12 protein-coding genes are annotated in these 14,916 nt (G+C 68.4%); 1 reads left to right on the top strand and 11 read right to left on the bottom strand.

What is annotated here, in order from left to right:
* Nucleotides 1-8: 8 nt before the first annotated feature.
* The 5 genes from CFB43_RS23470 to CFB43_RS23450 all read right to left on the bottom strand — a co-directional run bounded on the left by CFB43_RS23470 (nt 9) and on the right by CFB43_RS23450 (nt 5,765).
* Nucleotides 9-989, bottom strand: a complete 981-nt coding sequence (locus CFB43_RS23470; RefSeq protein WP_089496774.1) for an aldo/keto reductase — start codon at nt 987-989, stop codon at nt 9-11.
* A 189-nt stretch (nt 990-1,178) separates the two neighbouring features.
* A complete protein-coding gene (locus tag CFB43_RS23465) occupies nt 1,179-1,850 on the bottom strand; it encodes a MarC family protein (RefSeq protein ID WP_046548012.1) in 672 nt (223 codons plus the stop codon).
* A gap of 138 nt (nt 1,851-1,988) precedes the next feature.
* The gene (locus CFB43_RS23460) at nt 1,989-2,789 is read right to left on the bottom strand and encodes an enoyl-CoA hydratase-related protein (RefSeq protein WP_089496773.1); all 801 of its coding nucleotides are present in this window, start codon (nt 2,787-2,789) and stop codon (nt 1,989-1,991) included.
* 38 nt (nt 2,790-2,827) lie between these two features.
* Nucleotides 2,828-4,150, bottom strand: coding sequence for a phenylacetate--CoA ligase PaaK (gene paaK, locus CFB43_RS23455; protein ID WP_089496772.1), 1,323 nt, complete (start codon nt 4,148-4,150; stop codon nt 2,828-2,830).
* Between the two features lie 58 nt (nt 4,151-4,208).
* Complete coding sequence (locus CFB43_RS23450) at nt 4,209-5,765, bottom strand: 3-hydroxyacyl-CoA dehydrogenase (RefSeq protein ID WP_089496771.1); 1,557 nt, start codon at nt 5,763-5,765, stop codon at nt 4,209-4,211.
* 552 nt (nt 5,766-6,317) lie between these two features.
* Between CFB43_RS23450 and CFB43_RS23445 the strand changes: the two genes are divergently transcribed.
* Nucleotides 6,318-7,406 (top strand): calcium:proton antiporter, encoded by a 1,089-nt coding sequence (locus tag CFB43_RS23445; RefSeq protein ID WP_089427295.1) that lies wholly within the window; start codon nt 6,318-6,320, stop codon nt 7,404-7,406.
* A gap of 94 nt (nt 7,407-7,500) precedes the next feature.
* Here CFB43_RS23445 and CFB43_RS23440 read toward each other — a convergent pair whose 3' ends face one another.
* The 6 genes from CFB43_RS23440 to CFB43_RS23415 form a co-directional block, all read right to left on the bottom strand.
* Nucleotides 7,501-8,634, bottom strand: a complete 1,134-nt coding sequence (locus CFB43_RS23440) for a transporter substrate-binding and LysM peptidoglycan-binding domain-containing protein (RefSeq protein ID WP_089496770.1) — start codon at nt 8,632-8,634, stop codon at nt 7,501-7,503.
* Between the two features lie 20 nt (nt 8,635-8,654).
* On the bottom strand, nt 8,655-9,428 hold the full coding sequence (locus CFB43_RS23435) for a hypothetical protein (protein WP_089496769.1): 774 nt from the start codon (nt 9,426-9,428) through the stop codon (nt 8,655-8,657).
* 666 nt (nt 9,429-10,094) lie between these two features.
* Nucleotides 10,095-10,919, bottom strand: a complete 825-nt coding sequence (locus CFB43_RS23430; RefSeq protein WP_089496768.1) for an amidohydrolase family protein — start codon at nt 10,917-10,919, stop codon at nt 10,095-10,097.
* Nucleotides 10,916-11,938, bottom strand: a complete 1,023-nt coding sequence (locus CFB43_RS23425; RefSeq protein WP_089496767.1) for a hydroxyacid dehydrogenase — start codon at nt 11,936-11,938, stop codon at nt 10,916-10,918. Before CFB43_RS23425 ends, CFB43_RS23430 begins: the two co-directional genes overlap by 4 nt.
* A complete protein-coding gene (locus CFB43_RS23420; RefSeq protein ID WP_089496766.1) occupies nt 11,935-13,005 on the bottom strand; it encodes a LacI family DNA-binding transcriptional regulator in 1,071 nt (356 codons plus the stop codon). Before CFB43_RS23420 ends, CFB43_RS23425 begins: the two co-directional genes overlap by 4 nt.
* 22 nt (nt 13,006-13,027) lie before the next feature.
* A complete protein-coding gene (locus CFB43_RS23415) occupies nt 13,028-14,914 on the bottom strand; it encodes a TRAP transporter large permease (protein WP_089496765.1) in 1,887 nt (628 codons plus the stop codon).
* Nucleotides 14,915-14,916 lie beyond the last annotated feature (2 nt).

Below are 14,916 nucleotides of genomic sequence, written 5' to 3'. Positions count from 1 at the left end.
GCCGCCGCTCAGCTGATCCCGGCGACCGCGTGCGGCACGTACGGGCGTTCGAGCGCGGCGATCTCGTCGTCGGTCAGTTTCAGTTCGAGCGCGGCCAGCGCATCGTCCAGCTGCCGCGGCTTGGAAATGCCGACGATCGGCGCGGTGACCCCGCGCTTCTGCGCGACCCACGCGAGTGCGACCTGCGCACGCGGCACGTTGCGTACCGCCGCGATCGTCGCCACGGCATCGACGACCGCCTTGTCCGCCTCCGCCGTCGCATCGTAAAGCCGCTGGGCGACCGCGTCGCTCTGCTGCCGCTCGGTCGACTCGTCCCAGTTGCGCGTGAGGCGGCCGCGCGCGAGCGGGCTCCACGGAATCACCGCGATCCCTTCGTCTTCGCACAGCGGCAGCATTTCCCGCTCCTCTTCCCGATACAGCAGGTTCAGGTGGTTCTGCATGCTGACGAAGCGGGTCCAGCCGTGCTGCTTCGACGTGTGCAGCGCCTTTGCGAACTGCCACGCGAACATCGACGACGCGCCGATATAGCGCGCCTTGCCGGCCTTCACGACGTCGTGCAGCGCCTCGAGCGTCTCCTCGAGCGGCGTGCCGTTGTCCCAGCGGTGAATCTGGTAGAGATCGACATAGTCGGTGCCGAGCCGCTTCAGGCTCTGGTCGATGTCGGTCATGATCGCCTTGCGCGACAGCCCGGCGCCGTTCGGCCCGGGCCGCATCCGGTAGAACACCTTGGTCGCGATCACGATGTCGTCGCGTTTCGCGAAATCGCGCAGCGCGCGGCCGACGATCTCCTCCGACGTGCCGTCGGAATACATGTTCGCGGTATCGAAGAAGTTGATGCCGGCTTCGACCGCCCGCTGGATGATCGGACGGCTCTCCGCTTCCGGCAGCGTCCACGGATGCGTGCCGCGCAGCGGTTCGCCGAACGTCATGCAACCCAGCACCAGCTTCGACACGTCCAGCCCTGTCGATCCGAATTTCACGTATTCCATTGCACGCCTCGCCATTGAAGTTGAGCTGACGGCCGGATGCGCGCCGCGCATCCGCCGGACCGTCGCATGGTATCCCGGGCGGCAAAAATGCGTGCGGCGGCGCCGCAAGGTGCGAAGGAAGCGCTCGCGAGCGCGAGGTCGTACGGGCGCCGGCCGCACAGCACGTGCGCAGCGGCGCGGGGCGCTTGCTTACTTGGCCTGGTCGGCGATCGGCTGCAGGAACGCGGAAAAACCGGTCAGCATGATCTGCACGCCGATGCACAGCAGCAGGAATGCCGACACGCGCTTCGCGACCTTGGTGCCTTCGCTGCCGAGGTAGCGCGACAGCAGCGCGGAGCGGCTGTAGACCTGCCAGATCACGATCGCCACCAGCACCGAGACGGCGATCGACACGATGCTCGACAGCGCGAACTCCGACAGCTTGTGCGTGCGGTTCGCGTTCAGCGCGATCGCGGTCGCGATCGAGCCGGGGCCGACCGTCAGCGGCATGGTCAGCGGGAAGAATGCGCGCGTCATGATCGCGTTCGCGTCGATCGGCTTGACCGGCGTGTCGCCGCCGCCCGGCCCGTCGGGCTCGTTCAGCATCTGCCAGCCGGCCACCGCAACCGCGAAGCCGCCGCCGATCCGCAGCGCTTCCATCGAGATACCGAAGAAATGCAGCACCGGCGTGCCGGCGAAGAACGCGACCATCAGCACGACGAACGCGTTGAACGCGACCTTCCTCGCGAGCAGATCGCGTTCTTGCTCGGTGAGCGCCTCGGTCCGTTCGAGAAACAGGAACGCGATGCCGATCGGGTTGATGATGCCGATCAGGCCGGTGAAGCCGAACAGGATCTCGGAGATAAGGCGGTTGACGATCATCGGATGAAGAATCGGTCGGGGCTGGGCCGGCAGCGCGCCGGAGGTCACGCATTGTAGAGCAAGCGCCCGCGCCCGAGCCGCAAAATTCGGCCGGGCCCGCTGCCCCGCCGCGCGCCGCCGTTTCGCCCTGGCTCCGCGTTACTCGGCGCCCGCCTCCCAGGCCGGCGGCCGCTTCGCGAAGAACGCGGCGAAGCCTTCCTTCGCTTCCGGCGTCGCCCGCACGCGGGAGATCGTCTGCGCGGTGAACGCCGCGCGCTCGTCCGACGGCGGATACTCGCCGATCGCATCGAAGAAGCGCTTGATCTCCATCAGCGCGTCCGGGCCGTTACGGCCGAGTTCGGCGAGCGTGCTGTCGAGTGCTTCGTCGAGCGCATCGAGCGGCACGGCGTGGTGGATCAGGCCGATCGCGACCGCTTCGCCCGCGGCGAGCTGGGTCGCCGTCAGTGCGAGCCGGCGTGCCTGGCGCTGACCGACCGCCTCGACCAGATACGGGCCGATCACGGCCGGCAGGATCCCGAAGCGGGCCTCGCTGACCGAGAAGCGCGCGTGATCGCTCGCGATCACGATGTCGCACGCCGCGCACAGGCCGACGCCGCCACCGAACGCATGGCCCTGCACGCGCGCCACCGTCGGCTTCGGGCATTGCCGGATCGCGCGCATCATCGCGGCGAACCGCTCCGCGTCGCGCAGGTTCGCGGCCGCGTCGTTCGCGCTCGCGCGCTGCATCCACTGCAGGTCGGCGCCCGCGCAGAACGCGCGGCCCTCCGAACGCAGCACGATCGCGCGCACGTCGTCACGCCGGCCGAGCGTGGTGAACGCATCGGTGAGTTCGGCGATCATCGTCTCGTCGAATGCGTTGAGCACGTCGCCGCGCTGCAGCGCGACGGTTGCGATCCCGCGCGCATCGACCGTGACGGCCAGGGTCTTCAATCCATCCATCGAACAGGTTTCCTCGGGTTGAACGGCAAACAGGGGAATCAGGCGGCCTGGCGGCGGTCGATCACGCGCCGGGCCTTGCCGGTCGCGGTCGCGGGAATGCCGCCCGCGGCCAGCACCGTCACGCCGGACGACACGCCGACCATCGTCTTGATCCGGTGCTGCAGCTCGCGCGCGAGCGCCGCGCGATCGCTTTCGCTGACGGACGCGGCCGCTTCGGAGCGCAGTTCGACCGCGAGGTCGAGGCGGTCCATGTGCCCGTCGCGCGACAGCGTGATCTGGAACTGGCCCGACAACTGCGGCAGCGCGACGACGATCTCCTCGATCTGGCTCGGGAACACGTTCACGCCGCGCACGATCAGCATGTCGTCGGAGCGGCCCGTGATCTTCGCGAGCCGGCGCATCGCGCGCGCGGTCGGCGGCAGCAGCGCGGTGAGGTCGCGCGTGCGGTAGCGGATCACCGGCATCGCCTCCTTCGTCAGCGACGTGAACACCAGTTCGCCCTGGCTGCCGTCGGGCAGCACTTCGCCCGTGACCGGGTCGATGATCTCCGGGTAGAAATGGTCTTCCCAGATCACCGGGCCGTCCTTCGTCTCGACGCATTCGCACGCGACACCCGGGCCCATCACCTCCGACAGCCCGTAGATGTCGAGCGCGTCGATGCCCACGCGCGTCTCGACCTCTTCACGCAGCGCCTGCGTCCACGGCTCGGCGCCGAAGATGCCGATCTTCAGCGACGATTCGGCCGGGTCCATCCCCTGCCGCACCATCTCGTCGATCAGGTTCAGCATGTACGACGGCGTGACGAGGATGATCTTCGGCTCGAAATCGCGGATCAGCTGCACCTGCTTCTCGGTCTGCCCGCCCGACATCGGCACGACCATGCAGCCGAGCCGTTCCGCGCCGTAGTGAATCCCGAGGCCGCCGGTGAAGAGCCCGTAGCCGAACGCGTTGTGCAGCGTGTCGCCCGGGCGGCCGCCGGCCGCGCGGATCGAGCGCGCGGTCACGTTCGCCCACGTGTCGATGTCGCGCGCGGTGTAGCCGACCACCGTCGGCTTGCCCGTCGTGCCGCTCGACGCGTGCACGCGCACGACCTGCTCGCGCGGCACCGCGAACAGCCCGAACGGATAGTTGTCGCGCAGATCGTGCTTGGTCGAGAACGGGAATTTCGAAAGATCGGCGAGCGACTTCAGGTCGTCCGGATGCACGCCCGCCGCATCGAACGTGCGCCGATAGTGCGGGACGTTGTCGTACGCGTGGCGCAGCGACCACTTGAGGCGCTCGAGCTGCAGCGCCTGCAGTTCGTCGCGGCTGGCGGTCTCGATCGGCTCGAGGGCGGCGGCGGGATGCGTCGGGTAAGTCATCGGGGTGCTCCTCCAATGGAGTGATGTCGTTATCGTGTTCGAAGTGACGGGGGCGAGGCTACGACCGGAACGTGCGGCCGGCCGCATGCAACGCGGCGATGCGCGGCGACACGCGATAGCGGTCCTCGCCGTAGCTCGCCGCCAGGTTCGACAGCACGCGATGCACGCGACCGATGCCGATCGCATCGGCCCACGCGAGCGGGCCGCACGGGTAGTTCACGCCCTTCTCCATCGCGAGATCGAGATCGGCGGGCGAGCACACGCCCTGGTTCACCGTGTCGGCCGCCTCGTTCGCGAGCATCGCGACGGTGCGCATCGCGACCATGCCCGGCACGTCCGCGACGCCGACGACGCGAAAACCCGCCTGCTGGAACAGGCCGACCGCGTCCGCATAGGCCGCGTCGCTGCACTGGAGCGCGCGCGTCAGTGCAACGAGCCCGGCCTGCGCGTAATCGCGCGCCAGGTCGACCAGCACGAGATCGGCCGCGCCCGTCTGCGCGGCGCGCTCGGTCGCGGTACGGCCGTCGGTCAGCGCGATCGATGCGCGGCCGGCCGTCGCGAGCAGGTCGTCGGCATGCGCGCCGGCCTGCCGGACGCCCGGAATGCGTTCGGCGAAGCGAGCCTGCAGCGCGGCGGCCGGGCCGGCCTGCGCAAACAGCGCGACGTCGGCCGGCGCGTCGCGCGGGGCTTCGAGATCGGGGGCAGGCGGCGTCGCGCCGTCCGCATACGAATAGAAGCCGCGGCCCGACTTGCGCCCGAGGAAGCCCGCGTTCACGAGTTCCTGCTGGATCAGCGACGGCGTGTAGCGCGGATCGTTGAAATACGCGCGGAACACCGATTCGGTCACCGCGAAGTTCACGTCGTGGCCGATCAGGTCCATCAGCTCGAACGGCCCCATCCGGAAGCCGCCGGCCTCGCGCATCACCGCGTCGATCGATGCCGGCGCGCCGCCCTGCTCGTTCAGCACGCGCAGCGCCTCCGCGTAATACGGCCGCGCGACACGGTTCACGATGAAGCCCGGCGTCGATTTCGCCATCACGGGCTGCTTGCCCCACGCGGCGGCGGTTGCAAATAGCGCCTGCGCGACTTCCGGCGCGGTCGCGAGCCCGCTGACCACCTCGACGAGCGCCATCAGCGGCGCCGGGTTGAAGAAATGCAGGCCGGCGACGCGCTGCGGCACACGCAGCCCGGCCGCGATCGACGTGATCGAGATCGATGACGTATTGGTGGCCAGCAGGCACGCGTCGTCGACATGACGCTCGAGCGTCGCGAAGATCCCGCGCTTCACGTCGAGCCGCTCGGCCGCCGCCTCGACGATCAGCGCGGCGCCCGCGAAGTCGGCCAGCGCACGCACCGCGCGAATCCGGGCGCTGGCCGCGTCGGCCTGCGCCGGTTCGAGCCGGCCTTTCTCCGCGAGCCGCGCGAACTGCGCGCGGATGCCGGCCAGCGCCTTGTCGCAAGCGGCTTCGTTCAGGTCGTACAGCAGCACCGCATGGCCGGCCGCCGCCGCGACCTGCGCGATGCCCGCACCCATCGCGCCGGCACCGATCACGCCGACAACGGCCGACGGCGCCAGCGCGCCCGAGTTCACCGAATGTGCAGAAGAAACAGCCATCGCTTGCGATCCGTCATGAAGTGGAGGTGCGAGCGATTATAAACCGACCGGTCGGTAGATTTATGTCAGGGCGAGCCCGAATGTGTCGTGCAAGAGACCGTTACGAAACCTGCAAAGACAAAAAAAATCGAAAGGTCGGGGCACTTTTTGTAAACCGAAAGGTCTATGAAAGCATTCGAATATGAGATAGTGACCCCCGAACGCCTGATAAAATTCGACAAACCGCCGGATTTCAGGGGGAAACCGCGTGTCACGTCGCCACCGCCGTCCATTGCCGGCCGCCCTTCCAGGGTCGGAACCGAGCCTCCGGCCCGTGCGTCGTCACACGTGCTCGCCTCGTCGTTCGCGGCCGGCCGCATCGAATCGTTTCATCCCGCGACGGGCTCCAGCCTGCCCGCGCCGCTCGCTGCCTCATGGCGGCGAACCCCGGGCAGCACCGTTACGTGCCGCCCTCCTTCGGTTTCATCATCCTCGTTCGGCGGATAGTACGGCCGGGCTTCGTCAACCCGTGACGGCGCGTCGCGCGCCGTCACTCGCATAAGGAAACCCTCCATGCCGCTCTCGTCAAACCAGCTCCCGCGCTGGACCCTCGTGGCCCCGCTTGCCGCCTGGCTGGTCCTCGCGCTGTCGCGCGTCGTACCGGCCGAAGGCCTCGTCATCGCGGTGTTCGCCGCCGCCCTCGCCGGCGCCGTGTTCGCCGCCGTCCACCATGCCGAAGTCGTCGCGCACCGCGTCGGCGAACCGTTCGGCACGCTCGTGCTCGCGATCGCCGTGACCGTCATCGAAGTCGCGCTGATCGTGTCGGTGATGCTCGGCGCGGGCCCGGAGAAATCGGGCCTCGCCCGCGATACCGTATACGCCGCCGTGATGATCATCTGCAACGGCATCGTCGGCATCTGCCTGCTGGTCGGCGCGTGGAAGCACGGCGAGCAGGACTTCCAGGGGCGCGGCGCCAGCAAGGCGCTCGCGGTGCTGGCTTCCCTGTCGGTACTGTCGCTCGTGATGCCGAACTACCTGAGCGCCGCGCCGGGCCCGTTCTTCTCGAAATCGCAGCTCGCGTTCGCCGGCGTGGCGTCGCTCGTGCTGTACGGCGCGTTCGTGTTCGTGCAGACCGTGCGCCATCGCGACTACTTCCTCACCGGGCACGACAGCGCGAACGAATCGGTGCATGCGGCGCCGCCGAGCGGCCGCACTGCGCTGATCAGCCTGGTGCTGCTGTTCGTGAGTCTCGTCGCGGTCGTGCTGCTCGCGAAGCTGCTGTCGCCGGCCGTCGAGCATGCGGTGATGAAGCTCGGCGCGCCCGAGGCCGCGGTCGGTATCGTGATCGCCGCGCTCGTGCTGCTGCCGGAAGCGCTCGCGGCCGTCACCGCCGCGCGTGCGAATCGCCTGCAGACCAGCATGAACCTCGCGCTCGGCTCGGCGCTCGCGAGTATCGGGCTCACGATCCCGACCGTCGCGGCCGTGTTCATCTGGGTAGGCCAGCCGCTCACGCTCGGCATCGGCCCGATGGAAACCGTGCTGCTGGCGCTCACCCTGCTGGTCAGCACGCTGACGCTCAGCCAGGGGCGCACGACGGTGCTGCACGGCGTCGTGCACCTGTCGCTGTTCGCTGCCTACCTGTTCCTGTCGATCACGCACTGACGCAGAAAAGCGTGCGGCCCGGCGGATCACCTCCGCCGGGCCGCGTGCCGTCCTTCACGTCCCTTCAGCTTCCTTCGTTCACGTCACGTCGCCGTTACCGGACCGGAATCACCAGATGCTGGCCCGCCAGGATCAGGTTCGGGTTGGCGAGGTTGTTGCGGCGTTGAATCTCGCGATAGCGCTGGCCGCTGCCGAGCTTGCTCGCGGCGATCATGTTCAGCGTGTCGCCCGCCTTCACCACGTACGTATGCTCGCCCGACGCGGCCGCGGTCGTCACCGCCTGGTCGCTGACGAAGTACTTGCGCAGCAGGTCGAGATACTGCGGCGACTGCTTGAGCTTCGCGATCGCGGCGTTCAGGTAGATCAGCAGATCCTGGTCGTCGGCGCGCACGCCGATCTTGTACGCGATGTTCGAGCCGTCGAGCTTGGTCACCGCGAACTTCAGGTCGGTGTCCTTGATCGAGCTGACCGCGAACGGATAATCGTAGATGAACGCGTCGACCGCATGGCCGTCGATGCTCTTCGCGATGAAAGCCGGATCGGAATCGTCGACTTCCACGAACTTCACGTTCGGGTACTGGCGCGTGACGAACGCACGCACGTCCGGGTCGCCCTTCAGGATGCCGACCGTCTTGCCCGCGAGATCGTCGGTCGAGCGGATCGCGGAGCCTTGCCGCACGATCAGCGAATAGCCGAAATCGTCGACGTACGGCACCGAATAGACGACGCCCGACGGCGTGTTGTCCGGGAACGTCAGCCCGTCCATCGCCACGTCGACCACGTGGTTCCCCTTCGCATCCGTATCGAGCAGCTGCTTCGGCACGCCCGGATACGTGTCGACCTCGTGACGCGTATCGACGACCACCGGCTTGCCGCCGTGCGAGAACGACGGATCCGCGAACAGCAGCCGCGCGAATTCGACGTTGAAGCCGTGCGGCGTGCCCTTGTCCTCGCCGAAGAACGGTTCGCTCGGGTTCTGCACGGAAATCCGCACGATGCCGTTTTCGGCAATCGATTTCAGCGCGCTGGCCTGCGGCGTGAAGCCGGCCGGCAGCACGTTGGCCGATGGCGACGCCTGCGTGGACGGGCCGCTGTCGCCACTTTGCGCGGACGTCGAGGCCGGGGCCGCGTCATGCGCGGGAATCAGCGTCGACAGGCCGCCCTGATGCACGATCCATACGCCGACGAGCACGACCAGAAATGCGATGGCGCCAAGAAGTTTTTTCATGGTTGCGAGCCTGCAGGAGGTTATTGTTGTTTCGACGGCAGTTGCGCGGGGGGCGTCGCGTCGAGCCCGGGCGCGTGCGGCGCGTTCATCACCGCCTGCTGCTGTGCCTGCTTGACCTCGGGGTTATCCATCAGCGACGTCTCCATTTCGGAGAACGCCTTGTTGACCGAGCGCATCACGGAATCGACGGCCACATCGGTCTTGATCTGCTCGAACGTGTCGGACGCCTGCCGGCCCGCGAGCTTGTTCATCTGCTGCGCGGCCTGCGACATGTCCCACATCGCCTTCGCGCGGTCGATCGCCGACGCGAAATTCTTCAGTTCGGCCTGCACCTGCTTGTAACGGCCCTCGCGAAACGAGAGCAGCTGCTTCATCGTGTCGAGCTGCTGCCGGAAGCGTGGCGCGTCGTCCGGATACTGCTTCTCGAACAGCTCCGTCTTGTTCTCGAAATTCTTCACCTCGGTGCGGAACGCGGTGATGCTGTCCGCGAACTTCTGGGCCGCCTGGCGCTTCTCCGCGAGCTGGTTGATCAGCGTCTCGATCGGATTCGCCTGCGCCTCCTGGACGATCATCTTCACCTTCTGGTTCGCGAACTTCATCGCGACGACCGGCGCGAAATAGATCGCGCCGAGGCCGATCACGGCCGCCGTGACCAGTGCGATCACGCCCTTCAGGATGAACAACGCCGCCGGTGCCGCGATCGCGACGCCGGCGATGATGATCGCCCACTTGATCAGCTTGACCTTGCCACTCCCCGAACTGCCGTTTGCTTCTTCATTCGAAAGCTGCGACATGAGTTTTTCTCCTTGAACCTCGAACCGAACTGCTCGCGTTTGCCTCTTCAAGCTCAATCGAAATGCTTCGGACTCCGGTGCCGCCGGGCAGTCAGGCAGGCCGGCGGCGCAATGCAAGGATGGGCGCGACGGACGTCACGAGACGCCGGTGTAGGCGCCGTTCAGGACGCGGTGGTGAGGAGCGGCAGACGACGCTGCGATGCGGCGCGCCAGACGGGCGCCGCTCATCGTCGCGGCTCGCGCGCGGACGGGAAAGTGTACCGATGCACGGTACGAAACGGGATGACGGATACGTGACGCGACGGGCGTCGGGAGAAGCATTGTTCCGGCGGGCCGAGAAACGCGGGGCCGGTATTCCGGTACGAGTGCGTAAAGGCTCATCGTTGTTTTTCTGCGTATCGCGGGTGCAGGAACCGCGCGGCCGGCGCGTCCCGCTCCACATGCACGGACGTATCCTGCGCCGACCGGCATGCAGCGTCAAGCAGTTGTCGCAGTGCAGCGAAGCGCGGCGTTCCTCCGTTGGAACACCGGCAGCGAACCCGCTTTCAGCACGGTAAGGATTGGCAGGACTGCGACCTGTCGTGCTCGGTCAGGATTGCTTGGCATCGCTTGTGCAAGCTTCCGGATTGAAAGCTTGTGACGCTCGACCTCGTCCTGGCAGCCGACTCAGAATCCGTAAAGTACGGTCGGGTTGTCGACCAGAATCGCGCGGCTGACCGCGTCGTCCTCCGTGCAGTCGTCCAGCCAGCCGAGCAGGAGCAGGTCGTCGGGGACCGGCGACGCGTTCGGGTGCGGCCAGTTGCTGCCCCATACGCAACGCGCCGAGTGGTCGCGCGCCAGCACGGCGGCGAGACGCGCGACATCGTCGTAACCGGGCGCGCCCGAGCGCGACGTCTCGTACGGCGCGGACAGCTTCACCCAGGCGTGGCCGCGGTCGAGCAGACGCCGCAGCGCGAGAAACGCAGGCGCGTCCGGCGCGACCGGCGTCAGGAACTTGCCCGTGTGATCGATCACGACACGCGCCGGTAGCGAGGACAGCAACGGCAGGACCTCGGGCAGCGTCCGGCCGTCGAGCTGCACGTCGACGTGCCAGCCAAGCGGCGCGATCCGCGCGGCCACCCGCTCCAGCTCGTCCCACCGCGCGAGGCCGCCCGCCAACGTCATGAACCGGACGCCGCGCACGCCCGCCGCGTGCAACCGCGCCAGCTCGGCATCCGGCACGTCGACCGGCAACGTCGCGACGCCGCGCGCCTGGTGGCCGAATGCAGCCAGCGCGTCGAGCAGGCAACGGTTGTCGACACCATAGCCGGTCGGCTGCACGATCACGACGCGGGCCAGGCCGAGCGTCTGCTGCACCCGGCGATACGCATCCACCGGCGCGTGCGGCGGACGGAACGTCGCCGTCGGCGCGAGCGGATATGCGTCGTCATAGATGTGGATGTGGCAATCGCACGCGTCGGCCGTCCGCCCGGTGGGTGTGTCGGGTCTCATCGCGCGCCCGGCCCGGTATCGGCCCCTGCCGTGCGCCAGCGCGCCAGCCGCGAGGCGTGCGCCGCGTTGACGGCACCGCGCGGCACGCTTCCGGCGAGCAGCGCGGCGAGCTGATCGACCGTCTCGAGCGCCTGGTGCTCGACCGCGGGCAGCGTCAGGCCGCCGACGTGCGGCGTCGCGATCACGCGTGGATGGGCGGCGAGCGCGGGCGTCGGCATCTGGTCTGGCGCGCGCCCGACGTCGAGTGCACAGCCCGCGAGCCGGCCGGTGTCGAGCGCCTCGGACAGCGCCTGCTCGTCGACCAGTTCGCCGCGCGACGCATTGATGAAATACGCGCCCGGCTTCATGGCCGCGAACGCGCCCGCATCGATCAGGTTCGCGGTGGCCGGCGTCGCCGGCGCGAGGCACACGACGAAATCGGCCGCCTGCAACAGCGCCGCGAATTCGACCTGTTCGAGCCTCGGCGCGTCGACGCGCACGTACGGATCGCTGACGAGCACGCGCATCCCGAGCGCCGTCGCGACCGGCGCGAGGTGGCGCGCGATCTGCCCGTAACCGATCAGGCCGAGCGTGCTGCCGCGCAACTCGCGTCCCATCTGCGGCACGGGCGGCATCCCTTGGTGGTAGGCCGACGCATAACGGCCGATACCGCGCGCGAGATCGATCATCGCGCCGATCACCCACTCAGCGACCGCCGGCGCGAAGCCGGGGCTCGCCTGCGTGACCAGCACGCCGAACGCGCTCGCCGCGTCGACATCGACGGTGCGGATATCGACCGCGCACCGCAGGAACGCCGCCAGTGCGGGCAGCCCGGCGAACAGCGCACGCGGCGCGGGCGTCTGCCGGTACGCGATCATCGCATCGCAACCCTGCGCGGCCGCGATCAGTTCGTCCGTGCCCAGCTCGCGATCGAGCGGATTGCACGTGACGTCCGCGATCGCCTGCAGCGCGCGCATGGCCTTCGCGCCGAAATAACGGTCGAGCATCCCCGACGGATGCGTGACGAAGACGCGCGTCATGCGGCCCCTCCGTGCGAGTGGTCCGCTGGAGGCGGCGGCGCGACCGAGGCGCGCTCGATGAGCGTCACGCCGGAGAATACGTGCGGCTCGTGCGCCAGCGGCCTGTCGCCGTCCGGCCGCATCACACGCCGCACCATGTCCTCGGCCATCTCGGTGACCGGCAGTTGCACCGTGGTCAGCGCCGGATTGGAAATCGCCGACAGGAAATGACCGTCCATCCCGACGACCGACACGTCGTCCGGCACGCGCAGGCCGCCATCGCGCAACCCGGCCATCAGGCCGAGCGCGAACAGGTCGTTGACCGCGACGATGCCGGTCGGCCGCGCCGGATCGGCCGCAAGCGCGACGCCCAGCGCGCGCCCCACGTCGACGATCACGGCGTCGCCGTACTCGTTCGCCGGACCGCCGTCGAGCACCCGCGCGTGTGCGTCGACGCCCGCCTCGCGCGCCGTCTCGAGAAAGCCCCGGATCTTGTCGCTGCGGCTCACCGTCATGCCGGCGACCGTCGCGAACGCGAGCCGCCGGTGTCCCGCATCGACCAGGCAACGCGTCGCGAGCCGCGCGGCGGCCTCGTTGTCGGCCGTGACGTGTTCGACCTTCGACCGTTCGCCGGGCGTCGCGCGCCGGTCATAGCTCACCACCGTCATCCCGCGCCCGGCCGCGCGCTCGAGGTGGCTTTCGTCGGCCAGCGACGAGATCACGATCACGCGCCGCACGCCATGCGCGAACAGGTCGTCGAAGAACGACGCCTCCTTCTTCGCATCACGATACGTATTACCGATCAGCACGCGATGGCCGTACCGTTCCTGCGCGCAGGCCTCGACCTCGCGCGCGATGTAGCCGTACATCGGGTTCGCCATCGACGGCACCAGCAGCCCGACGAGCGGCGTCTGCCCCGTCTTGAGCTGGCGCGCGAGCGTGCTGGGCCGGTACTGCAGCACTTCCATCGCGGCCTTCACGCGTTCGAGCGTTTCCTGCTTCATCTGGTCGGTGCGGCCGTTGAGCACGTTCGAAACCGTGCTGACCGAAACGGCCGCATGACGGGCCACGTCCTGAATCGTACTCATGTCGTCTTGCTGTAAAAGGCGGCTACAGGCCGAAATGGGCCGGCAGCCACAACGAAAACGCCGGCACGAGAATCAGCGCCACGAGGGCGGCGACCAGCACCAGCAGATATTTCACCATCGGCCGCGCAACGTGCCGGACTTCGGTGCCCGTGATCGCGCAGGTCGTGAACAGACCGAGTCCGACCGGCGGCGCGAACAGGCCGAGCCCCATCGCCACCACCACGACCGTGCCGAAATGCAGCGGGTTGATGCCGAGCTGCAGCGCGATCGGCGCGAGCAGCGGCCCGAAGATGATCAGCGCCGGCGCCCCCTCGAGCACCGCGCCGAACACGATCATGACCAGCGCCGCGAGCAGCAGGAACATCGTCGCACCGTACTGGTGGGCGAACGCGGTCATTGTGCCCGAGACCAGCGCCGGAATTTGCTCGATCGACAGCGCGAACGACACGCTCGACGCCGCGGCGACGATGAACAGGATGCCGCCGGCCATCGACGCGGCACGCACGAACACGCGCCCGACCGACCGCCAGGTCAACTCGCGAAACGCGAGCCAGCCGGCCACGAGCGCATAGACCACCGCGAACGCCGACACCTCGGTCGACGTCGCGATCCCCGACGTCACGCCCTTGCCGATCATCGCGACCATCACCAGCGCAACCAGCGCACCGCCCGCGAGCGGCAGCCACGCGCGGCGTTCCGTGAACACCGCCGAGACGTCGATCCTGCGCCCGGTGATCACCGTGACCACCGCGAGCGACGCGGCCAGCACCGCGGCCGGCACGATGCCCGCGACGAACAACCCGGCAATCGAGATGTTCGCGACGAAGCCCATGATGATCATGTTCACGCAGGGCGGGATGGTCTCGGCCATCACCGCGCTGCACGCGAGCAGCGCGGCCGTTTCGTCGGGATCCTGGCGCGCACGGCGCACGGCCGGCATCACGACGCCGCCGACTGCCGCGATGTCGGCGAGCTTGGAGCCCGACACGCCGGAAAAGCACGCCGTCGCGAGAATCACGATCAGGCCGAGCCCGCCGCGCACGCGCCCGAAGATCCGCAGCAGCAGCTCGACGAGCCGCGCGGACATGCCGTTCGATTCCATCAGCAACCCGGCCAGCACGAAGAACGGCACGGCGAGCAGCACGAAGTGATCGGCGCCGGCCATGACCTGCTGCGAATAGACGAGCAACGGCAGCGTCGGGTCGGCCAGGAAATACAGCAGCGCCGAGAACGCGAGCACGAAGCCGATCGGCACGCCCAGCACGAGGCCGCCGACGAAACCGGCCGCCAGCAGCAGGCCCGGCGCGATCGCGTGCGCCGGCACCAGCGCATTCCATCCGTACAGCGCGGCCGCAAACCCCGCGCAGCATGCCAGCGTGCCGATTACCCGGCGGCGCGGTGCGTCGAGCGCGTTCGCCAGCGCGAACACGGTCATGAACAGCGCGCCGAACATCATCGGGTACACGTTGATCCAGCCCGGCAGCCCGCCCGGCGTCAACTGGTCGTACGAATCGGCCAGCAACTGGCACGACGACACCAGCAGGTTCAGCGAGACGGCCGCGACGATCCAGTGGCCGATCTGCACGAGCGCGCCCTGCCAGCGCGCGGGGAACGCGCCGCGAAACAGGTCGATGCCGACGTGCTGGCTGCGCCCGAGCACCGTCGCCGCACCGAAAAACACCAGCACGATCATCAGCGCGCTCGCGACCTCCTCGGTCCAGTCGAGCGGGTCGTGCAGGAAATAACGACACACGACCGACACGAACACGACGAGCACATCGACGGCCAGCACCGCCGCGGACACGTATTCGATCGCGCGCAGCATCGCGTCCAGCACCCGCGCGCCGCGTCGTGCCGGGCGGCCGGCGCCAGGCGCCGTCGCGGCGCCCGAAACGGAACAGGTCTCCATCG

The organism is Burkholderia sp. AU15512, assembly GCF_002223325.1.
Lineage (GTDB): Bacteria > Pseudomonadota > Gammaproteobacteria > Burkholderiales > Burkholderiaceae > Burkholderia.
This window is presented reverse-complemented; position numbering and strand designations above follow the sequence as displayed.

Coding starts and splice junctions, on each gene's coding strand:
- CFB43_RS23445 (WP_089427295.1), top strand. CDS start 6,318: ATGCCGCTCTCGTCAAACCAGCTCCCGCGCTGGACCCTCGTGGCCCCG.
- CFB43_RS23465 (WP_046548012.1), bottom strand. CDS start 1,850: ATGATCGTCAACCGCCTTATCTCCGAGATCCTGTTCGGCTTCACCGGC.
- CFB43_RS23425 (WP_089496767.1), bottom strand. CDS start 11,938: ATGACGCGCGTCTTCGTCACGCATCCGTCGGGGATGCTCGACCGTTAT.
- paaK (WP_089496772.1), bottom strand. CDS start 4,150: ATGACTTACCCGACGCATCCCGCCGCCGCCCTCGAGCCGATCGAGACC.
- CFB43_RS23460 (WP_089496773.1), bottom strand. CDS start 2,789: ATGGATGGATTGAAGACCCTGGCCGTCACGGTCGATGCGCGCGGGATC.
- CFB43_RS23440 (WP_089496770.1), bottom strand. CDS start 8,634: ATGAAAAAACTTCTTGGCGCCATCGCATTTCTGGTCGTGCTCGTCGGC.
- CFB43_RS23420 (WP_089496766.1), bottom strand. CDS start 13,005: ATGAGTACGATTCAGGACGTGGCCCGTCATGCGGCCGTTTCGGTCAGC.
- CFB43_RS23435 (WP_089496769.1), bottom strand. CDS start 9,428: ATGTCGCAGCTTTCGAATGAAGAAGCAAACGGCAGTTCGGGGAGTGGC.
- CFB43_RS23450 (WP_089496771.1), bottom strand. CDS start 5,765: ATGGCTGTTTCTTCTGCACATTCGGTGAACTCGGGCGCGCTGGCGCCG.
- CFB43_RS23470 (WP_089496774.1), bottom strand. CDS start 989: ATGGAATACGTGAAATTCGGATCGACAGGGCTGGACGTGTCGAAGCTG.
- CFB43_RS23415 (WP_089496765.1), bottom strand. CDS start 14,914: ATGGAGACCTGTTCCGTTTCGGGCGCCGCGACGGCGCCTGGCGCCGGC.
- CFB43_RS23430 (WP_089496768.1), bottom strand. CDS start 10,919: ATGAGACCCGACACACCCACCGGGCGGACGGCCGACGCGTGCGATTGC.